Origin of the sequence: Chitinophaga silvatica (assembly GCF_003419895.1) — a bacterium.
In the GTDB taxonomy this organism is placed as follows: domain Bacteria; phylum Bacteroidota; class Bacteroidia; order Chitinophagales; family Chitinophagaceae; genus Chitinophaga; species Chitinophaga silvatica.
In genome coordinates this window covers 294,400-316,201 of record NZ_QPMM01000004.1, presented here as the reverse complement: position 1 = coordinate 316,201, position 21,802 = coordinate 294,400, and the positions used below count along the sequence as shown (strand labels likewise).

The window sequence follows — 21,802 nt, the reverse complement described above, 5'->3', positions numbered from 1 at the left end:
TACAAAGTAAAACTACAATAATGATACTCCAATCAATTTGAATACAGCTATGGACAGATAACACCACCCCCGGCCACAAAAAGAAAAAGCGCCGATTTTACCGGCGCTTTCGCGAAATTTAAGTGGTCCCACCAGGGCATGATCCTGGGACCCCCTGATTATGAGTCAGGTGCTCTAACCAACTGAGCTATAGGACCTGTTCCGAAGAACTAATTCCCCTTTTGAGGGAGGGCAAAATTAATTATTTTATTGAATTAACCTAAATTTTTTTTCTCTATTACGTTGATGATTACACTATTTAGAGCTGAGTTCCAATGCAGACAACCGTTCCAGAATATTCTGACTTTGCTTTTTTAATGTGTCATTTTCCTTTTTTTGCTGGATAAGATATAAGGTAAGTTCTTCTACTTTTTGCAGAAGAAGTTTATTCATATTACCTAAATCAACTCCATCCCGACTCACTTCATCGGCTGAAGGTATATTCTGTAACCTTCCATTGGCATTAATATAGGCTTCTACTTCAGCTAAATCTGATAACTTGTAGGTTGGATCAAATACAAAATCGGCCCACCCGGTTTGTATTACTCTTAGCCTGGTCGCAATTATAGGTCCGTTTACACTTAATTTAGGCTTTTCAGTTTCACTGGAATTAATTGTACCTCCAATAGCCATATTTCCAAATACATCAGTATATGGCAGCTTGTATATTTTATTGTTATCGAAATCACATTTCACACCAAACCCATTGGCTACAACCATGGCTCCCTGAGGCTCCGTAGTAGTAGTAACTAATGTACACCTTGGAGAAAAGTTAGCAAAATCGGCTATTGTACGCAGATAAATAGAGCCCCATTTGTAATTCGATTTTACCCAGATCTCATTTTTGTACACATAAAACAGCCCCGCCTGTGGATTTCCGGAAGTACAACGAATTTCGATCCCATCAAATCTTCCGGTGGTTCCATCATATTTATCTACACGGAGCTCATAAGTTCCCTGGTAATTATAATAATTGGCATCTCCTTGTATCGAAACCTGTAATATAGAGGCGTACCTGGACGTATCAGCAATAGCTGCTAAAATCTTATAGTACATAAAATCATAATTTGGAGGGGTATTAGTATGGCCAGCCCCCACATATACCCAGTCTTTTCTCTCGAAAGGATAAATCTGGGCAATGGTTTTACTAACTACAACACATGACAATAATGTCAACAAAAGGATGATTTTTTTCATAAGTATTGAATAAGGATATTAAATTTTATAGATTCTGATTTTTAGGTTACAAAACAATATTTATAGGTTAATCTACATTCTCAACAATCAACAATTGTATATCCTGTAAATATAACAATTTACATTTATTTAGCTACTTCTAACTTTCAGAAAATCTGCATTTCTTTGCTTTTCCAATTTTAAAAGTATGCAGGGTATAAAAAATATCATTTTCGATCTGGGAGGGGTGATTCTAAACATCAACTATAAGTTAACTAGTGAGGCTTTCCAAGAATTAGGTGTAGCGAATTTCGATGAGCTTTATTCTCAATTTCATGGTTCCGACCTGTTCAACGGCCTCGAAACCGGGCATGTAGCCGTTGAAGACTTCTTGTTAGAAATGCATAAACACGTGCCTTCGCATATTACGGATGATCAGATCGAAGCCGCCTGGAATGCGATGCTTTTAGATTTTCCGGTACAGCGACTCCAGTTATTACAACAGCTCCGGCAACATTATAATCTGTTTCTGTTAAGCAATACTAATGCGATCCATTTGGCTGCTTTCAATAAAATACTGGAGACTTCCAGAGGAATTCCTTCTCTGGCCACCTTTTTTGATAAGGCTTATTATTCCCACCAGATGGGATACAGAAAACCAGATAAAGAATCTTACCAGATGGTTTTAGATGAAAATGAGTTGAATCCTGGGGAAACTTTATTTATTGATGATACTTTACCTAATATAGAAGGGGCTAAAGCAGTGGGTTTACAAACAATTCACCTGCAGGCACCCAAAAGTATTCTGGAGATATTCAGACCTGCAAACACATAAAAAAGGCCGGAAAGTTTCCGGCCTTCTCATTTATTTTACTTCTTCAAAGTCGATATAGTCGCCTTTATCAATTTTTTGCTGTTTCGGAGGCTCCTGAGAAGCCTGTCCATACGCCCCCTGCTGAGCCTTTTGTTGTTGCTCGTATTGCTGACGCATATGATCCTGCATATTATTCATTTGTCTACGCACTTCTTTCGTTACTCTATATCCCGGGATTAGTATATTAAAGACGAGTTTATAGAGTATATAGGCTATGATTATAGTTAATATAAACTTGAACATACTCACGAAGTTAGCAGAATATCCTATCCGTGGTAGGAAAAACACCCCTTTTTTAAGTTTTTTTTAACTTTAAAGGCCAAGTAGCGCTGCGGTCTCTACTGCCTGTTTTTTATTATACTCCCAGGTCAGTTTTCTATAATTTATGGCATCTATAATGGTGCCTACGAAGCAAAATCCCAGCGTAACAAAGTATAAAATTCCCATTACGATCTGATTTAACAGGAATCTTTGGATTCCGGCAACTGCAACTAATCCTATTAATGTGCAGATAAGAATAATCTGGGGATCCCGGCGCCGGCTTTGATAAACTGCTAAAAACCGTTGTTTATTCTCATTAGAATAGTTCTTGGTTAATTCCTGCAGCCAAATCATTTCCTCACCTTCAATACCCGGTAACATAGCAAATGAAAACTCGCTCATAATATGGATTATTAATGTTTTAGAGAGAAGTATTGTTGTTTGCTTAATTCAATTATACGATAACACAACGTTAATGCCACAACAGGGGATAACCAGTGGTGCTGAATGGCAGCGGTCCATTGACCATGTAAAAAGAAGTGAATGCCATGTCCTAATCCACATCCCGGGCAAAATTTAAATCCAATGATCGCTAAAGGACAAATTGTGAAGGAGGACTCAGGATTCACATTATACAAAATCACAATACCAAGCGCCCACGCGATCAACTCTATGTTAAGTTTTTTCAGGAAAATCAGGCCCATATCAAATATTTTTAAATAACATATGAAAGGCCGGCAGGGCTTCTTATCTTCTAAATTACTGTGAATCTAAAGAAATAGTTTTTCAATCAAAATAAAATCCTAATTTTGTGAAAGGAAAATGATACTAACGAAGGGGACGAGTGATTGTCCCCTTCGCGTTTTTTGTATGGCAAACGAACAAGTGATAAAAACTATCCGGGACATGGCAGAAGGACTGCTAGTTGAGTATCCCGACAACTTTTTGGTAGAAATCAAGATTAAGCCCACTAACAATATTAAGCTCTTTCTGGACGGGGATAAAGGAGTTCCAGTGGCTACGCTGGTAACTTTTAACCGACAATTGTATGCATTGCTGGAAACTGCTAACATATTTCCAGACAATGACTTCTCTCTGGAGGTTTCTTCTCCGGGATTAGATGAACCACTCAAACTGCATAGACAATACCTTAAAAATATTGGTCGAAAAGTGGAAGTCACCCTGCTTGATGGTGCAGTGAAGGAAGGTATATTACAAGCTGTAACGGAAGACTCCATTACCATTGAGGAAACCGTGGGCAAAAAGAAAGAAAAGAAATCTACTGATTTAAAACTTAATGAAATAAAGCATACTAAAGTGTGCATCGTGTTTTAAAATATAATAACTAAACATGGCTAGTATTAACTTAATTGAGTCATTTACCGAGTTCAAGGAGGCGGAAAACATAGACCGTCCTACATTGATGAAGGTACTGGAAGATGTGTTCAAGACACTGCTTAGGAAAAAATATGGCTCAGATGAGAATTTTGATGTGATTGTAAATACCGAAAAGGGTGACCTTGAAATATTACGCCGCCGTACCATCGTTGCCGATGGGGAAGTAGAAGATGATAATGCCCAAATCGCCTATTCTGAAGCTATTCTCGTAGAACCAGATTATCAGGTAGGTGAAGATTTATATGAAGAAGTGGAGATTCTGGACTTCGGCCGCAGAGCTATTCTGGCTGCCAAACAAACCCTTTCTGCCAGAATCGGTGACTTAAAGAAAAACATCCTGGTGAAGAAATACGCCGATAAAGCTGGCGAAATTGTAACCGGTGAAGTATACCAGGTTTGGAAAAAAGAAGTTTTATTGCTTGATGATGAGGGGAATGAGTTAATTTTGCCTAAATCTGAACAGATTCCTACAGACTATTTCAAAAAAGGAGAGAATGTTAGAGCGGTGGTGAAGAAAGTGGAAATGAAGAATAACGCACCACTTATCATTCTTTCTCGTACACATCCATCCTTCCTTGCTAAATTGCTGGAAATTGAGGTGCCTGAGATCTTTGACGGGCTGATTGTCATCAAAAAAATTGTTCGCGAACCAGGTGAAAGGGCAAAAGTTGCCGTAGAATCATACGACGACCGTATCGATCCTGTAGGTGCATGCGTGGGTATGAAAGGTAGCCGCATTCACGGTATCGTACGCGAATTGAGAAATGAAAATATCGATATCATCAACTTTACCACTAATATTCAGTTATTAATCCAACGCTCCCTCACACCAGCAAGGATTAGCAGAATGGAAGTGGATAATGACAATAAATACGCTTCCGTTTACCTAAATCCTGACCAGGTATCACTGGCCATCGGTAAAAAAGGCGTTAACATCAAATTGGCTTGCGAACTTACCGGTTACGAAATAGATGTATTCCGCGACGAAGCTCAAGAACAGTCTGAATTTGATATAGATCTCGAAGAATTCTCAGACGAAATCGAAGAATGGATCATAGACGAACTGAAGCGAATAGGTTGTGACACTGCCCGCAGCGTATTAGAGCTGACTGTTGAAGAACTGGTTCGCCGTTCTGATTTAGAAGAAGAGACAGTGCAGGATGTAAGAAGAATATTACAAGAAGAGTTTGACAAAGAATAAAGCCGAGCCACAACCCTTCCCAGGTAAAGGCCTTATTAGAAAGGGAATTGATTTTTTCGAGTTATTGTTTAAACGTAAAAAACTATCCCGTTTGGAAACGGGAAACAGGGGAGGCCCGAAATACGATATGCCTGAAACAACAAACAACACACCGCGATTGCTGGCTGCAGCCAAGGAGTTCAATATTGGTAAGGAAACGCTAATCGATTTCCTTAGCAATAAGGGCTTTGATATGGGTGGATTCAGTTCACCCAACGCCCGCCTCACTGCTATTATGTATACAGCTCTGCAGTCGGAATTCCAGCAAGACAAGGCTAATAAACGCAAAAGCGATCAAATAGCCCTGCCTAAAGGAAGCGTGTTAGAATCGATGAAGAAGAAAGAAAAAGAGGAAGCGGAAGCGGCGGCTAAGAAGAATTCAAATAAAGAAAAAGAAGAAACTGCGCCTGCTGCCCCTGCTGCAGAAGCGCCTAAACAGGAAGCAAAACCAGAACCTGTTAAAGAAGCTCCTAAACAGGAACCTCAGCCTCAGGCTAATGTTGCTCCGGTAACTCCGCCTCCTGCTAAGGAAAAAGCTGAACCAAAACCAGAAACTCCCGTAGTTACAGCTCCCCCTGTCGCGGAAGTTCCTAAAACTCCAGCTACGCCTCCTCCTGCGGAACCAGAAGTAGTAAAACCTGAATCGCCGAAAATCAACGGCCCTAAAGTCATTACTACCATCGATCTCGATGCTCTAAACCGCAAAAAACCAGTTGCTAAAAAAACTGAACAGGAAGAAAAACCTGCTACCCCTCCACCGGCGCCTAAACCAATTCAGGAACAAAAACCTGTTGAGGCCCCAGCTCCAACCCCGGTAGCAGAAAAGAAACCTGAACCTAAACCGGTTCAACCTCCCGTACAGAATGCAACTCCACCAACTCCTCCGGCAAAACCTGCCGAAGTCGTTGCTCCGGAAAAAGTAGCCCCTGCTGCTCAAGCTCCAGCTACTCCAACAGCCAAAGTTGAAAAAACAGATAAAACCGATACGACAGAAAAAACGGAAAAAGCCGCACCGGTTGAAGATAAACCTGTAGTTAAAAAAGTGGAAGAAGTATTACAAGAGGCAAAACCGGCTACCGCTAAAGAACCGGCGCATATTCCTGTTACTAAAGTCGTGAAGGCCGAAAGTCGCCCTCAACAGGCTCCTGCCGCTGAAACCCCTCCTCAAGCCCCTCCGGCCCAGGAAGAAGCCAGCGCAGTTATCGAAAACATTCAGGCCGAAAAATTAACCGGCCCTAAAGTTATCGGTAAAATCGAATTACCTGTCCAATCCGACAGACGCGATAATAACAAGAATAATCGCGATGAAAAACGTAAACGCAAACGTATCATCGTAGAAAAGAAACCTGAACCTATTCAGCCTAAAGACTTCAAAGAAGGCGATCGCAAAGAAGGCGGTCATGGCGAAAATAGACCTCATAACGAAAACAGACCTCACCAGGGTAATCGCCAACATGGCGACAACCGAGGTGGTGGCAACAACCAACAACATGGTAACCGCCAACATCAAGGTGGTAACCAGGGTGGACATCAAGGTGGCAACCGCCAACACGGTGGTGGCGATAACCGCGGTGGATACAACAGAAACCAAGGCCAAGGTCAGGGTCAGGGCCAACAACAAGGTCAACACGGCCAACAAGGCGGTGGTTTCAACAGAGGTGGTAACCAACAAGGTGGCGGATTCAACAGAGGAAACCAACAAGGCGGTAACAATCAGGGTGGTAACAGATCCGGACAAGGCGGATTCAACCGTCAAGGTGGCAACCAAGGCGGTAATCGTCAAGGTGGCAACTTCAACAGACCTGGTCAAAGAGGTCCAAACAGACCACATGACGACAAACGCCCGATCGAGGAGAAGGAAATCGACAAAAACGAGATCCAGAATAAGATCAAGGAAACCATGGCCAAACTCAGCGGTGGCCGCGGTAAAAACGTGAAAGCCAAACACCGTAGAGAAAAACGTGAAGAAAGAGAAAACCAGAAATTAAGAGAAGGAGAAGAAAACAACAAACTCCAGGTAACTGAATTCGTTTCTGTAAGCGAATTAGCTACCCTGATGGATGTTAGCTTCGCCGACGTAATCTCTAAATGTATGGGCCTCGGTATAATGGTGTCAATCAACCAACGCCTCGATGCGGAAGTAATTGAACTCGTTGCCGGCGAATTCGGATTCGAAGTCGAATTCATTGGTCTCGAAGATGCCGAAGAAAGTGATGAAGTAGAAGAAGTAGACGCGCCGGAAGATCTGGAACCTCGCGCTCCTATCGTTACAATCATGGGACACGTAGACCACGGTAAAACATCCTTGCTCGATTACATCCGTAACGCGAATGTAGTTGCCGGTGAGGCGGGTGGTATCACCCAGCACATTGGTGCTTACCAGGTTACTACTGCCAGTGGTAAAAAAATCACCTTCCTCGATACTCCTGGTCACGAAGCCTTTACAGCAATGCGTGCCCGTGGTGCGAAAGCTGCAGATATCGCAGTAATCGTAATCGCTGCCGATGATGCTATCATGCCTCAAACCAAGGAAGCGATCTCCCACTCTCAGGCTGCTGGTCTGCCAATGGTATTCGCTATCAACAAAATCGATAAAGATGGCGCCAACCCTGAGAAAATCAAAGAACAACTCGCAGGTATGAACTTGCTCGTTGAAGATTGGGGTGGTAAATATCAAAGCCAGGAAATTTCTGCTAAAAGCGGTCTGAATATCGACGTATTGCTCGAAAAACTATTGCTGGAAGCCGAATTACTGGAACTGAAAGCTAATCCTAACCGCGAAGGTTCTGGTAGCATCGTGGAAGCAACCCTCGATAAAGGTCGTGGTTATGTAGCTTCCCTGCTCGTACAAAACGGAACTCTCCGCCAGGGCGATACTATCGTTTCCGGTTCCTTCTTCGGTAAAATCAAAGCCATGTTCAACGAACGTGGTCAGAGACTTGAAGAAGCCGGACCTTCCTCTCCTGTACAGGTGCTCGGTCTGAACGGTGCTCCTCAGGCAGGTGAGAAATTCAAAATGTTTGTCGACGAATCTGAAGCTAAAGAAGTGGCTAACCGCAGAGCTCAGATCGTTCGTGAACAAGGTATCCGTACCAAGAAACATATCACCCTCGATGAAATCGGTCGTCGTCTGGCTCTGGGTAACTTTAAACAGCTTAACCTCATCATCAAAGCCGACTTTGATGGTTCCGTAGAAGCATTGAGTGACTCATTACAGAAACTCTCTACCGAAGAAATCGTTATCAGTATCGTACACAAGGCAGTGGGTCAGATCACCGAATCTGATGTATTGCTGGCTACCGCTTCCGATGCAATCATCCTCGGATTCCAGGTTCGTCCTTCTTCTCAGGCAGCTAAACTGGCTGAAAAAGAAAACATCGAAATCCGTAACTACTCTATCATCTACGATGCAATCGAAGAGATTAAGAGCGCTATGGAAGGTATGTTGGAACCGAAGATCGAGAAGAAAGTGGTTTGTAACGTGGTGGTTCGTGAAACCTATAAATTCGAGAAAGTTACCGTTGCCGGTTGCTTCGTAACCGACGGTAAACTCACCAGAAACACCCGCATAAATGTCGTTCGCGATGGTATCGTGGTATTCACCGGTGAGCTCGCTTCACTGAAACGTTATAAGGATGACGTGAAAGAAGTTGCTGCAAACATGGAATGTGGTTTGAGTATTCGTGGATACAGCGACCTTCGTCCAAACGATCATATCGAAGGTTTCGAAGAAGTTGAAGTGAAAAGAACACTCTAAAATGTTTAATTAAATAATAGCATTTCTGATTAGCGAAGATATAGGTGGTTCCTTACCTCCAAAATCTTCGCTAATCTCTTTTAGATACGTAGTGGAAGGGGATTCATCTAAACTTTTGTTAAATCCGTCGACTTCCTCTATGCTGCTGATCTTTTAATGGTTATTTTTGGTTTTTACCGCTTTTTTATGAAGAAACTTTTAGCAATAGCCGCTGGCATTTTGCTGTTATGGCAAACGTCATCAGCTCAGCAAAGACTTGTGGCAGATAAGATTATCGGTGTTGTGGGTGATAAAATCATCCTCAAATCTGATATGGATGGTGCGCTGGCCGAACAAATCCGTAACTCCCCGGATGAACAGCTGCCTCCTAATGCAGCCTGCATGATGATGGAAATGCTAATTTCTCAAAAAGTAATGATCCTTCAGGCCGAACGAGATAGCTTACCAGTTTCCGATGGCGATGTAGAAGGACAACTCGAAAACCAAATCCGTTATTATATTGATCACGTATACGGATCTAAAGAAAAAATGAAGGAAATCACCGGTTACTCTGTTTATCAGATCCGTGAACGTTTCCGCACCCCTATCAAGGAAAGATTACTCGCGCAGGCAATGCGTAATAAAATAATTGATGGCGTAAAAGTTACTCCTTCTGAGGTGAAACGCACCTTCGATGCCATCCCTAAAGACAGTTTGAAATTCTATGAGTCTGAACTGGAAATTGGTACCCTCGTTTTACAGCCGAAAGCTACTAAAGAGATGGACCAATACGCCATAGACAAGCTTCTGGAGTTTAAAAAACGCGTACAAAACAAAGAATCAGACTTTTCTTCCCTGGCAATGCTTTATTCTGAAGATCCGGGTGTTAAGGAAAATAAAGGGATATATGTGTTGAACAGAAATGATAAAAACACCTATGATCCTGATTTCGTAGCCGCTTCTTTCCGTTTGAAAGAAGGGGAGATCTCCAACCCGATTAAAACTCAGTTTGGTTATCACCTGATCCAAATGGTAAAAAGATCCGGAGATAATGTAACTGTTCAACATATCGTTGTAAGACCAGCTATCACCAAGTCTGATCTGGTAACATATACCAGCAAACTGGACTCAATCAGAAAGGTAATCCTCGATGGCAAAATGACCTTCACCGAAGCCGTTATGAAATATAGCGATGCGCCAAGCGCTAAATTCGATGGTGGTATGCTGCAATCAAGAACCGGCGATGGTAGCACTCTTATTACTATCGACCAGTTGGATGACCCTTCTGAAAGAGAAATCGTAATGATGCTCGATACCCTGAAACCAGGCCATATTTCTGCTCCTTCCCAGTTTCTGGACGAACAGGGTCGCCCGGCTATCAGAATCGTTTTTCTTAAAACCCGCACCCAACCGCATCGCGAAAACCTTTCAGACGATTACTCCAGAATACAACAACGTACCCTGGAAGTAAAAAGAGCTGATGCTATCAATAAATGGCTGCTCGAAAAAATACCAACCTTCTATGTACACGTAGATGATGAGTATAAAAACTGCAATCACATCAATCAATGGATGTCCTCGATTGCCAAACAATAAATTATCTTCTTTTCTAATAAAAAAGGTTGGACCAGCAAGTCCAACCTTTTTATTTTAACATCTTATTAATTCCTCCCCAATACCTTACCACACAATTTCTCATTTATTCATCCTATCCTTTTTAAGACATCTCTTTATGCTTTCTGGTTTTTAGCGTAACTTTGCGACTTCAATTTTCTGCCATGAGTGATGCGATCAAACATGAATGCGGTCTGGCATTTATAAGATTAAGAAAACCGTTTTCCTACTACCAACAAAAATATGGAACTGTTTTTTATGGGCTGAACAAGTTGTATCTGCTCATGGAAAAACAACACAACAGAGGACAAGATGGTGCCGGGCTTGCAGCTGTTAAACTCAATACCGAACCAGGTGTTCCCTTCATGCACCGTATTCGAAGCGCCGCTCCACAGGCTATCGGCGATATTTTCGGAAAAATTCGCGATGAAATCCATGAAATAGAACGATACCAACCCGAAATCACCAAATATCCCGGCCTCATGAAAGGGCATATCAGATTTTTAGGTGAATTATTAATGGGCCACCTTCGTTATGCCACTCAAGGGAAAAACAATGTAGAACTTTGCCACCCTTTTGTTAGATATAATACCATCCCTTCCCGTAACCTCACAATGGCAGGTAACTTCAACCTGGTAAATGCTGATGAACTCTTCAAATTCACCCAGGCTCAGCCAGGGGATGTGCATAAAAACAGCGATCTCGCTGCTATGCTCGAAGTAGTTCACCATTTTATTTGTGAAGACGACAGCGAAGAAGGAAAAGACCTCGATATAGCAAAGATTCTGAAACAGTCTTTTTCGATGTTCGACGGTGGTTATCATGCCTGCGGCCTGATTGGCTCCGGTGATGCCTTCGTAATCCGCGATGCTCACGGTATCCGTCCATCTTATTATTATATCAACGACGATGTAATCGTTGCTGCTTCTGAAAGAGCCGCAATCCGTACTACTTTCAACGTTGGTGAAAATGAGGTGCTGGAATTAATGCCGGGAAATGCACTTATCGTAAAAAATAACGGCGATTACACCATTGAGCAAATCCTCGAACCCAAAGAGCGTAAAGCTTGTAGCTTCGAAAGAATATACTTCTCAAGAGGTAACGACGAAAAAATCTATAAAGAACGTACTTCCCTCGGCCGTAACCTCTCCGGTACCGTGCTGAAGGCCATCGATAACGACCTTAGAAATACTATCTTCTCCTTTATTCCAAATACAGCGGAAGTGGCATTCTATGGCCTGTTAAAGGGGCTGGAAGATTATCTTAATAAAATTAAGGTAGAACGTATCCTTTCCTGGGATAAGGATTTTGATGCTGAGAAACTCACCGAAATGGTAAATCGTCGTATTCGGATCGACAAAATTGCCATTAAAGACGTAAAAATGAGAACCTTTATTACGGAAGATTCCAGCCGTAATGAAATGGTGCAGCACGTTTACGATATTACCTACGGAACAGTACGGCCTGGTATTGACAGCCTTGTTGTAATAGACGACTCAATCGTTAGAGGTACCACCCTTAAAGAAAGCATTATCAAAATGCTGGATCGTTTGGGGCCTAAAAAAATTATAATCGTTTCCTCTGCTCCTCAGATCAGATATCCGGATTGCTATGGTATAGACATGAGCAAAATGGGAGATTTTGTTGCCTTCCAGGCTGCTATCGCATTGCTGAAAGATCATGGTAAAGAACATATTCTTCAGGAAGCATACGGACTCTGTCAGGAATTACAACGTACCAATACTTTAGATGCTCAGAACGTTGTGAAGAACGTTTATAAACCGTTCACACCTGAGCAGATTTCAGCTAAAATTGCTGAAATCCTTACACCTAAAGATACCGGCGCCGAAATAGAAGTGATTTATCAATCTATTGAAAGCCTGCATGAAGCCTGCCCTAATAACCTGGGTGACTGGTACTTCACTGGTGATTATCCTACTCCAGGTGGTAACAGAGTGGTAAATAAAGCGTTCATGAACTTTATGGAAGGGAAGAACGAAAGAGGATATTAATTAGCATTTAACACATTTAATATAAAAATCCCGGCGGCTAAAACTGTCGGGATTTTCTATTTATAGATTAAAAATAATTATTATTTGTAGCTATTTTTCCATGTTAATTTTATCTTAAATAACTATATCCCTTATATCTGTATAGAGCGAACAAATTAACTTCCTGTAAATTCCTTATTTTCGTTACGTTAACTATTCGTTTTCATCGCATGAAAACACTATTACTTATACGTCATGCTAAATCGAGTTGGACGGATTCCGAAATGGATGATTTTGACCGCCCACTTAACAAACGTGGAAAACAAAACGCCCCGGAAATGGCCCAACGCTTGGTAGCACATGGTCTGGTACCAGAACTGCTTATTTCCAGTCCTGCTAAAAGAGCCAGAAATACAGCCAAATTAATGGCTATCGAATGGAACTATCCAAAACAGGCAATTCTGCTGGAGGAGGAGTTATACCTCTGCTATGCAGCCACTTTCCTCAAGGTAATCACAAAGGTTGACGATGACTTTAACGTTATTGCCATCTTTGCACATAACCCCGGCATCACAGATTTTGCCAATTATCTTACAGATGAAATCAGAATAGACAATGTTCCAACTGCCGGAATATTTGCCATTCAAGCCGATACAGATAGTTGGAAGGACTTTGATCTGGCCCCGAAAAAATTCCTGTTCTTCGATTACCCCAGAAATAACTAATCTTTTAATCTTATTTAAGATGAAGTTTTTCCTTTGATAAAGGGAGAACTGAAACCTATGCTATTAAGTTAAGGGGAAGGATATTGATTGAATATTGAATTCGGTTTGAAGTATTAGTTTCCTTTACCGTAGACTGGGCAGGGGTAAATGTAGTGCACCCCCAAACTTGGACAGTTAAAAAATATTAAGCGGCTTGAGTTCTGTAGTCTACAGGGCTTAAGCCGTTTAATATTTTTTAACTGTCCAAGTTTGGGGGTGCACTACAGTAAACCCTGCCCCTACAGGATTTCATCGAAACTAAATTTTCATCTGGTAGATATATTTCATGTTAGATATCAATCTTATAATTTCAATTCTGTAAAGGAACAATTCTACAATATAGAAACTGAAATTCGCTGAAACCCTGTAGGGGCAGGGTTTACCCCTGCCCAGTCTACGGTAAAGGAAATTCATCAATCCCATAAAGACAATAAAATCAGGACATAGTTCCTTGGCTTAATCGCTTTGAACTAAGCCCCAGGTGATCTAAATTACCCTGACCCCCCTTAATCCTTTACGATCTTATTATAAGACGCAGTAATTCCTTTGATAAGGGAGGAACTAAAGCCCTGGTGTTCCATCTCATTTAATCCGGCAATTGTACAGCCTTTTGGCGTAGTAACTTTATCGATTTCTTCCTCCGGATGGCGGTTTTCACGGATCAGTAATTCCGCAGCACCCTTTACTGTCTGAGCTGCAATCAAACTTGCTGTACGAACATCAAAGCCAATTTCAATTCCACCCTGAATATTTGCTCTGATAAATCGGAGCGCAAAAGCAATACCGCATGCCCCTAAAACAGTGGCAGCATCCATCAGCTTTTCATCTATACTTACTGTAGCTCCCAACTGATCAAACATGGTTTTTACATATCTCACCTGTTCCTCAGTTACATGCTTATGCGAAATACAGGTAATCGACTCCTGAATAGCAATAGCCGTATTAGGCATTGCACGCACAACCGGTAACCCTGGCAATACATGCTCAAGATCCTGAATGCTTACACCAGTAACTACACTTATCAGAATATGTTTTGATGGATCGAAAGATGCTCTGAATTCCTGCAATACTTCTCTGACATTGTAGGGCTTCAACGCCACCACAATAATTTCCGACTCACGAATAGCAATATCATTATCTGTTTCAACACGTACACCGGCTTCCTTAAGAGCAGATAATGTATTTATATTTCTTTTAGTGATAGTAATATCTGAAGGTTTGGAGAACCCACTCTTAAGCAAACCTTGTGCAATTGCGGTTCCCAGATTTCCTCCGCCTATAATAGCTATTTTTTTGGCTGACATACAATTTCTTCTATTTAATAAAATCTTACGGAAGGTATAACAATTGATGCAGCAATGCAAACCTCTATTCCTTAACTTGCAACTATGCAGGCATCATTGTTTTACGCCAGAATTCGAGAAGCATCTAAGGTGCAGCCAACCGAAGAAAAGGCCAGATACTATAAACAAATTCTTGAAACACTTTTCCGTGAGCTAACCAAAGAGGAGAGCCGCTCCTTTGGAAATCTGTTTGCACGTATGTTGTTTTTCTTTGATAAACACAATGTTCCCACAGAAATAAAACAACCACTCGTTGCCTTACGGATTCTAACCCAAAAGGCTACACGCGATTCGCTTCAACTTCACGAATCTGACCATCACCTCTGCCTCAAAGCACTAATCGAGGTGATTTCCTGGTATTATCAGGAAGATGTACCGGCAGATTTACAATCTTTCCCGAAAACCCCGGGTCAGCTGAACAGCATGGCCCAACAACTACAGCAACAGGCTGCATATACACTGAAAGGTGTGATCATCAATATACAATCATCTGCTTTACATCTTAGAAATGAAGAATATGGCGACTTTTCACTTACATTAACCGCACTGCCGCCTACAACCATTCTTTCACTTCAAACGCTGCTGCGTACCTACGATACAATCCTGGCCACCGGATGTAAAACAGAAAACGATTATGAATTCGTAACAACACATGAAACACAAATCGTATTGGAGCCAGACCTGCTTATTGATATCAGTGATCTGGCAGAATGTTTTACCCACAAAGGAGCTAATAAACTACTTTACCTGGTAAAAAAACTGGTGCCTCAATTTCCCGGTGCTGCCGCCTTTCGCGGGAACCTCGTAAATACCTTACTCGATGAAATGCTTCGCAACCGGAATACGGATATGAAAAAAATGTTCATGGAAGCCGTGGCTGAAAATATTATGCAGGCAACAGCATTCGGGCGAACCGAAATCAATAAAATGTACAGCGATATTAAGGATTGCCACTGGCCAAACCTTCAACAAACAGTAGCTGAACTGCAACATAAAGCTGTAAGAATTGAGCCCGCTTTTTATTCCGCGATTTATGGACTACAAGGGCGACTGGATCTTATGACAGAGGAGGAAACAGATGATACCAGAAAAGAAATCTATGAGCTGAAAAGTGGAAGGGCCCCCGACTTCCATACCTGGAAAAATCACGAAATGCAGGTTGTTGGATATAACCTGTTATTGAAATCTACTTTTGGCCGTCAGCGAAAAGGGAGTTCTGCTATCTTATATTCATCCGCTGCTGTTAATCCGCTTAGAAACGTTACCAGCACTTTGCTTCAGGAAGGCGAACTGCTGATGCTAAGAAACGAGATCGTAGCCATGCTATTACGTTTGGCCATTGGAGAAATGGATATCCTTTCTTCCATCAATGCCATAAATGCTCAGGGGCTTCCATCTTTCAGTATAAATCATTTCAATGCATTCCAACAAGCATGGGAGCTGGCTTCTCCAACTGCCAAAGCTTATTATAAAGAATACCTCTCATTTACAATCCGGGAGTATCTGCAAGCGAAATGCGGAATGTTTTCGGCCGTAAACAGGGAGGAAGAGGCGGATGGATTTGCTGCACTCTGGCTTCAGGACGAAAAAGATAAAAAAAGTAAGTTCAATATCATACCAGGACTTCGATTCAGAGAGTTCGATACCCAAAACAGCTTGGTGAAGTTTGATTTGATGTTGCCGGTTACCCATAATTTCAGAAAAAACGATACCGCTGTAATCTACCCCCGCTCCAAAACAGGCTTACAGCCATTAAAACAGCAATTATTAAAAGGGAGAATAGAGGAATTGGGAAAAGGCTATCTGACCTTTAGCCTTATTAACCGCCAGATGACTTTAGATTTCTTCAGTCAATTTTCCGAATGGGTAATTGAACATGATATTTACGAATCTAATTACTGGTCATCCGCCGCTTTTCTCTTTTATATGTTGGCCCCCCAGTATTCTACCAGGGCTAATCTTATATTAGGGTTAATGCCTCCCAGATGGTCACCACTGCCGATGGAAGCACCTGTTATGTTCAATGATAATCAGACTACTATCGTGCGGCAAGCACTGGAAGCACAGGATTACTATTTATTACAGGGCCCACCGGGAACCGGAAAAACATCTTCACTACTTACTACTATAGTGAATGAAAAAGTGAAACAAGGGCGCACAACCATCATTGTTGCTTTCACAAATAAAGCAGTAGAGGAAATTTGCAGTAAACTGGAAAGCCGCGAAATCGGTCATTTACGGCTGGGAGGAAGAAATACTGAAGCAGCCAGGCTACTTCAGCAATATTGTCTTGATGGCTCACTGGAGAAGGCTAAGAACTATATAACCAGCCATAAGGTATTTGTGGCAACCGTATCCACAATGACATCCCGCCTGGAGCAGTTAATGATGATAGGAATTCCTACAGATACACTGATTGTTGATGAGGCCTCTCAATTAACAGAGCCACAGATTTTGGGGTTATTAATGCCATTCAGAAAATTCATCCTGATTGGAGACCAGAATCAGCTCCCTCCGGTAGTAGCACAGGATGAGAGTTATTGTAGAACTACCCAGCCGGAACTCAACCAACTTGGAATATATGATTTAAGAACTTCTATGTTTGAGCGGCTAATGCATCTTTCAAAGGCAACTGACCGGAGGCATGCCTGGGGAATGTTGAATACTCATTTCAGAATGCACAATACAATTGCTGATCTGGTTAATCATTATTATGCGGGTCAGCTGACCTGTGGCCGCAGGGAGCAGCATTTACCTTTTATACCTGCTACGGATCAACCGGAAGGTTGGGAGAGGATTTTGGCAGCAGGAAGAAAGGTGTTTATTAGTAGTCCTTACGAAACTACTTCTAAAATGAATTTAACGGAAGCGCAATGGGTCAGATCATTATTACAACATTTAAGGGCGAGAGATGGGAATCTGTTTAATAAAGACAGGGTAGGGGTAGTAACTCCCTGGCGTACTCAGATCGCATTGATACGGGAACTGATAGCGGATGATGAGGAGTTACAAGCCATAAACATAGATACGGTAGAGCGTTTCCAGGGATCGGAAAACGACATAATAATAGTATCGCTGGCAGTTTACCATGCGGCACAATTGCACTCACTGCAGTCACTTGGGCGTTTTAAATGGGAGGAAGAAGAAGTAGAGGTAGACAGAAAATTGCTGGTAACTTTATCCAGGGCCAAACAGCAGGTGATATTATTGGGTCATTTACCGGTTTTACAGTCAAGTGCCCATTATAGTAAGATATTGTCCGGAATGACACAGAGTTGGCTTTAGACAACTATGGCCACACTTAAAAGTATGGCCACAGTTCAGACAACATCATATATTGATCACTCCTGGTAAACCAGGCTTTAATCCAAGGTTACATGTGACCAGTTTTCACCGCTTTTAATGCGGTAAAGTTGCATTTCGCTGATATCGAATTGTTCAGCAATCTGCTTCATTGTTTTCTTACCCGGTTTATTGAGTAAGCGTTTAATGCTTTTTACTTTGGTCACATTGAGTTTCAGTCCTTTCAACCGGTTACGTTGTTTTTCTTTATAAGCCAGTTTAGCAGGACTGTTTTGTTGATGCTCTTCCATTTCTTCTTTGGTTGCCCATTTCAGATTGGTTGCTTTATTATTTTTCTTGTCGTAATCCAGATGGATAACGTATTTGTAAGCTCTGCTAGGTTTTTTGTTGAAGAGCTTAGCTACTTCGCGGTGCAGGTAGAGAGATTGGTAGCTATCTGCAGGTTTTACATTCAATACCGTATAACCCTCTACGGTAGAACCCGTGAGCAGCTTACCATCTTCGATACTTTCATGATAACTGATCACTCGGCCCATATTTGAAACGGCGTACTTTTTACGCAGGGCTGACTTGTTTTTAATCTGTAAGTCTTTCCAGACTTCATTTCTCAGATTTTTAATTGTGGTCATGTGAAAGTAATTTATTATTTATACACTTTTGGGGTTATCCGTTTAACCGTAAACGTTACAACCGGATGTTTCATTGCCAGCCGGCAAAAAATCATGAGTAGGGGCCGATCTTTCGAATATATGATCTTTGTATTGAATCGCCACCGTGTCTAGCACTTCCTCTATTCCAGCTAATGTATTGCAAGTTACTAATTGCTGTCTGTAATCTTTGATGTGGGGTAACCCTTTGAGATAATTAGTATAGTGTCTGCGCATTTCCAGTATACCAATCACTTCACCTTTCCAGGCTACAGACTCTCGAAGATGTTTTTTACATACTTCTACTCTTTCCAAAACAGTTGGTAAAGCTAAATGTTCGCCGGTGCTCATAAAATGCTTTATCTCCCTGAATATCCAAGGGTATCCGATAGCTGCTCTGCCTATCATTACGCCATCAACGCCGTATTTAGCCCTGGCTGCTATTGCCTGTTCAGGCGTACATATATCACCGTTACCGAAAATGGGTATCTGGATGCGCGGATTATTTTTAACTTTTCCTATTAAGGTCCAATCAGCATTTCCTTTATACATCTGCGTACGGGTACGGCCGTGAATGGTGAGCGCCTTAATACCTACGTCCTGTAATCTTTCTGCAACGTCTTCGATGTTCTTTGTTTCATCATCCCAACCCAGGCGGGTTTTGATGGTTACAGGTAGTTTTGTAGCCTTCACAACGGCAGCAGTGAGCTTCACCATTTTAGGAATATCTTTAAGGATTCCTGCGCCTGCGCCTTTACAAGCCACCTTTTTTACGGGGCAGCCAAAGTTTATATCCAGCAAATCGGGATTGGTAGCTTCTACTATTTGAGCAGCAAGGGATAATGATTCTTCATCACCACCAAAGATTTGTATACCTACCGGCCGTTCGTAATCGAAAATATCGAGTTTCTTTCGGCTTTTGATGGCATCACGTATCAAACCTTCTGAAGATATGAATTCAGTATACATGAGGTCGGCCCCATTATCTTTGCACACCGCACGAAACGGCGGATCACTTACGTCTTCCATGGGTGCCAGTAACAAAGGGAATTCACCCAATTCAATATTTCCTATCTTCACCATAATTTAAGTATAACCAAGGCTTATTTGCTATAGTTATTTTTATAATATTAATTTTATCACTAAGGATATGCAATAACAGTTTTTTCTCTATGAGGGTAATTTTTGAGGGTAACTGATACTGCAAACCGAATTTCACACTGTAAATTTACGCAAATTTAATACAGTAATTCTTTATGACAGGTTACTTGAGGCAGACGCCAATCTTTTTACAGATAATCACATTCCTTGGCTTTTTCTTTGGATTCTTTGTCGTTTATCTACTCCTGCTTAATTCTATTACGCCTGCATTGGTTGGTATGAGCCTGGAAGAAATGCAAAGTCAGGTATTTGCCAATCCTAACCTTGTCGGCTATCTGAAAATTACACAATTCTTTTATTCGATAGCGGTTTTCTTTATTCCAGCGGCACTTTTTGCTTATTTATGGCAACCCCACCCAATGAGGTATCTTGGCTTGAAACCAATGCCATCAATACTTCAGATTGCAATCTCAGTGCTGGCATTATATTGCTCATTGCCATTTGTAGGGTGGTTGGGCGAGTGGAACAAAACCTGGCCTGTGCCCCAGCAATTCAGAGAAATGGAAAAGATGGCCGACCAATTGTTGAAGGTCATCCTCAAAATGCCAACAATAAAAGACCTCTTTGCCAATCTGTTTCTGGTAGCAATTATACCTGCAATTGCTGAAGAATTATTCTTCAGAGGAGTTCTGCAACGCTTAATTATCAATGCTACCAATAAAGTATGGTTTGGTGTTTTTATTACAGCCATAATCTTTAGTGCTATCCATGGCGAAGCATTTGGGTTTATGCCAAGAATACTACTTGGCTTTATTCTCGGAGCCGTTTATGCTATTAGCGGTAGCTTATGGCTCAGCATTTTAACCCATGTTGTAAATAATGGTATGCAGGTAATCTGGCTATATCTTTTTCAGCATGGCGTTATAAAGGATGATCCGATGCAAGACACTCCGGTAGCCTGGTACCTGGTTCTGATAAGCATTCCGGTAACAATAGGTTTGTTGTGGGCATTAAGCAAAAAATCGAATCCCAGGCAGTTCGAAGAACCTGAACAAAAGAATGATATAGAGATATTTTAATAAGAAAGAAATCACTCACATAAAATCTATCAGTAATGGAAAAAGATTGGGTAAAAGTTTTTTCAAGCACTAGTCCGTTTGAAGCAGAAATAGTGAAAGGTATGTTGACCGAACATGCAATAGATACGGTTTTATTGAACAGACAATCTTCGTCATATAATATTACTCTGCCGGGGCTGGTGGAGCTATATGTACACAACAGTAATGAAGCTACTGCCAAATCGCTGATCGAGAGCCATCACGATTTACCAACCGGGGATCCTAATATTGGATAATTATTTAATCGTAGAATAACACTCATGAAAACATTTTTTACCCGTACGGCTTCTGCACTGGTGTTTGTAGCAGTAATGCTGGGGGGGATCTTATATACCGAATTCACATTTTTCCTATTGTTTTTCCTGATTGGCTTCTTTGCTTTTCAGGAATATTTTAAATTAATCAGACATATTGATGCTGATTACAACAGCATTTCCCCTGTGCACAAAATAAGCGCCCCCCTTGCCGGTGCTGCTATATTATGCGCTTTTACCGGAAATTCATTTCCTGTTTTGGGCGTACCACTTGGACTAATAGGCTGGTGGGCAACGGTTATCTTTTTATTGGTAATGCCTTTGGGAGAGATCCTGTTTAGTAAAGATTTTTATTTAAAGAACCTGGGCTACTCTGCTATCGGGCTTCTATACGTGATTATTCCATTTGGTTTGCTGATTCATCTGCGGCTGAATGCTATAAACATCACCTATACACCAGGAAATGTTGGTACTGCTCCTGGCTGGCTTATCCCTTTATTGCTGATCATTTTCATTTGGATCAATGACACAATGGCCTATATTGTAGGCTCATTAATCGGAAAAACACCTTTTGCGCCAACTATTTCACCTAAAAAAACCATTGAAGGAACTGTAGGAGGTATGGTGCTTGCCGTAGCTACAGCCGCCATTTACGGCCATTTCTGGGGTAGTAGTTATCTATCGCTGCAACATTGGATCGTATTAGCTTCTATAGCAGCGATATTTGGTACAATCGGAGACCTGATCGAATCCAAATTAAAAAGAATGGCCGGCGTAAAAGATTCCGGCAATATTATGCCCGGGCATGGAGGTTTTCTGGATCGGTTCGATTCATTATTATTGGCTGCTCCTTTTGCCTGGATTTACGTTCAATCCTTTATGATTTATTAAACAGAATTTCGCATAATAATTTTTTTGAATTGAAGTACCTTTGCCAGGTAGA

18 protein-coding genes and 1 tRNA gene are annotated in these 21,802 nt (G+C 41.5%); 11 read left to right on the top strand and 8 right to left on the bottom strand.

Features of this window, described 5'->3' with window-relative positions; genetic code table 11:
- Positions 1 to 123: 123 nt before the first annotated feature.
- Positions 124 to 197: transfer RNA gene (locus tag DVR12_RS10770), tRNA-Ile, on the bottom strand.
- A 97-nt stretch (positions 198 to 294) separates the two neighbouring features.
- Positions 295 to 1,236 carry a hypothetical protein gene (locus tag DVR12_RS10765; RefSeq protein ID WP_116975679.1) on the bottom strand — a complete coding sequence of 314 codons (942 nt, stop codon included), beginning with the start codon at positions 1,234 to 1,236 and terminating at the stop codon, positions 295 to 297.
- Between the two features lie 187 nt (positions 1,237 to 1,423).
- On the opposite strand from DVR12_RS10765, the gene DVR12_RS10760 reads away from it, so the two are divergent.
- The gene (locus tag DVR12_RS10760) at positions 1,424 to 2,050 is read left to right on the top strand and encodes an HAD family hydrolase (protein WP_116975678.1); all 627 of its coding nucleotides are present in this window, start codon (positions 1,424 to 1,426) and stop codon (positions 2,048 to 2,050) included.
- Positions 2,051 to 2,080: 30 nt separating this feature from the next.
- Here the strand turns inward: DVR12_RS10760 and DVR12_RS10755 are convergent, their stop codons facing one another.
- The 3 genes from DVR12_RS10755 to DVR12_RS10745 all read right to left on the bottom strand — a co-directional run bounded on the left by DVR12_RS10755 (position 2,081) and on the right by DVR12_RS10745 (position 3,054).
- On the bottom strand, positions 2,081 to 2,332 hold the full coding sequence (locus DVR12_RS10755) for a DUF4834 family protein (protein WP_116975677.1): 252 nt from the start codon (positions 2,330 to 2,332) through the stop codon (positions 2,081 to 2,083).
- 69 nt (positions 2,333 to 2,401) lie between these two features.
- Positions 2,402 to 2,752 carry a TM2 domain-containing protein gene (locus tag DVR12_RS10750; RefSeq protein ID WP_116975676.1) on the bottom strand — a complete coding sequence of 117 codons (351 nt, stop codon included), beginning with the start codon at positions 2,750 to 2,752 and terminating at the stop codon, positions 2,402 to 2,404.
- Positions 2,753 to 2,763: 11 nt separating this feature from the next.
- Positions 2,764 to 3,054: a DUF2752 domain-containing protein gene (locus tag DVR12_RS10745; RefSeq protein WP_116975675.1), complete on the bottom strand. Its 291-nt coding sequence runs from the start codon at positions 3,052 to 3,054 to the stop codon at positions 2,764 to 2,766.
- Positions 3,055 to 3,256: 202 nt separating this feature from the next.
- Between DVR12_RS10745 and DVR12_RS10740 the strand changes: the two genes are divergently transcribed.
- The 6 genes from DVR12_RS10740 to DVR12_RS10715 all read left to right on the top strand — a co-directional run bounded on the left by DVR12_RS10740 (position 3,257) and on the right by DVR12_RS10715 (position 13,054).
- Positions 3,257 to 3,685 carry a ribosome maturation factor RimP gene (locus DVR12_RS10740; RefSeq protein WP_233522295.1) on the top strand — a complete coding sequence of 143 codons (429 nt, stop codon included), beginning with the start codon at positions 3,257 to 3,259 and terminating at the stop codon, positions 3,683 to 3,685.
- A gap of 16 nt (positions 3,686 to 3,701) precedes the next feature.
- Positions 3,702 to 4,949: a transcription termination factor NusA gene (nusA, locus tag DVR12_RS10735; RefSeq protein WP_116975673.1), complete on the top strand. Its 1,248-nt coding sequence runs from the start codon at positions 3,702 to 3,704 to the stop codon at positions 4,947 to 4,949.
- Positions 4,936 to 8,745, top strand: a complete 3,810-nt coding sequence (gene infB, locus DVR12_RS10730) for a translation initiation factor IF-2 (protein WP_233522293.1) — start codon at positions 4,936 to 4,938, stop codon at positions 8,743 to 8,745. Before nusA ends, infB begins: the two co-directional genes overlap by 14 nt.
- Before the next feature lie 186 nt (positions 8,746 to 8,931).
- Complete coding sequence (locus tag DVR12_RS10725) at positions 8,932 to 10,320, top strand: peptidylprolyl isomerase (protein WP_158563249.1); 1,389 nt, start codon at positions 8,932 to 8,934, stop codon at positions 10,318 to 10,320.
- 182 nt (positions 10,321 to 10,502) lie between these two features.
- Complete coding sequence (locus DVR12_RS10720) at positions 10,503 to 12,350, top strand: amidophosphoribosyltransferase (protein ID WP_116975671.1); 1,848 nt, start codon at positions 10,503 to 10,505, stop codon at positions 12,348 to 12,350.
- A gap of 209 nt (positions 12,351 to 12,559) precedes the next feature.
- Positions 12,560 to 13,054: a SixA phosphatase family protein gene (locus tag DVR12_RS10715; RefSeq protein WP_116975670.1), complete on the top strand. Its 495-nt coding sequence runs from the start codon at positions 12,560 to 12,562 to the stop codon at positions 13,052 to 13,054.
- 545 nt (positions 13,055 to 13,599) lie between these two features.
- Here the strand turns inward: DVR12_RS10715 and proC are convergent.
- Positions 13,600 to 14,397, bottom strand: coding sequence for a pyrroline-5-carboxylate reductase (proC, locus tag DVR12_RS10710; protein WP_116975669.1), 798 nt, complete (start codon positions 14,395 to 14,397; stop codon positions 13,600 to 13,602).
- Between the two features lie 84 nt (positions 14,398 to 14,481).
- Between proC and DVR12_RS10705 the strand changes: the two genes are divergently transcribed.
- Positions 14,482 to 17,721, top strand: a complete 3,240-nt coding sequence (locus DVR12_RS10705; protein ID WP_116975668.1) for an AAA domain-containing protein — start codon at positions 14,482 to 14,484, stop codon at positions 17,719 to 17,721.
- A 77-nt stretch (positions 17,722 to 17,798) separates the two neighbouring features.
- Here DVR12_RS10705 and DVR12_RS10700 read toward each other — a convergent pair whose 3' ends face one another.
- On the bottom strand, positions 17,799 to 18,368 hold the full coding sequence (locus DVR12_RS10700; RefSeq protein ID WP_116975667.1) for an NUMOD4 domain-containing protein: 570 nt from the start codon (positions 18,366 to 18,368) through the stop codon (positions 17,799 to 17,801).
- A 42-nt stretch (positions 18,369 to 18,410) separates the two neighbouring features.
- A complete protein-coding gene (gene dusB / locus DVR12_RS10695) occupies positions 18,411 to 19,469 on the bottom strand; it encodes a tRNA dihydrouridine synthase DusB (protein WP_116975666.1) in 1,059 nt (352 codons plus the stop codon).
- A gap of 173 nt (positions 19,470 to 19,642) precedes the next feature.
- Here dusB and DVR12_RS10690 point away from each other — a divergent pair, with 173 nt between their 5' ends.
- Genes DVR12_RS10690 through DVR12_RS10680 form a run of 3 tightly spaced genes read left to right on the top strand, consistent with a single transcriptional unit; the run spans position 19,643 to position 21,750 of the window.
- Positions 19,643 to 20,566, top strand: a complete 924-nt coding sequence (locus DVR12_RS10690) for a CPBP family intramembrane glutamic endopeptidase (protein WP_116975665.1) — start codon at positions 19,643 to 19,645, stop codon at positions 20,564 to 20,566.
- Between the two features lie 35 nt (positions 20,567 to 20,601).
- On the top strand, positions 20,602 to 20,841 hold the full coding sequence (locus tag DVR12_RS10685; protein WP_116975664.1) for a putative signal transducing protein: 240 nt from the start codon (positions 20,602 to 20,604) through the stop codon (positions 20,839 to 20,841).
- A 24-nt stretch (positions 20,842 to 20,865) separates the two neighbouring features.
- Entirely contained in the window at positions 20,866 to 21,750 is an 885-nt protein-coding gene (locus DVR12_RS10680) for a phosphatidate cytidylyltransferase (protein ID WP_116975663.1), read from the top strand.
- Positions 21,751 to 21,802 lie beyond the last annotated feature (52 nt).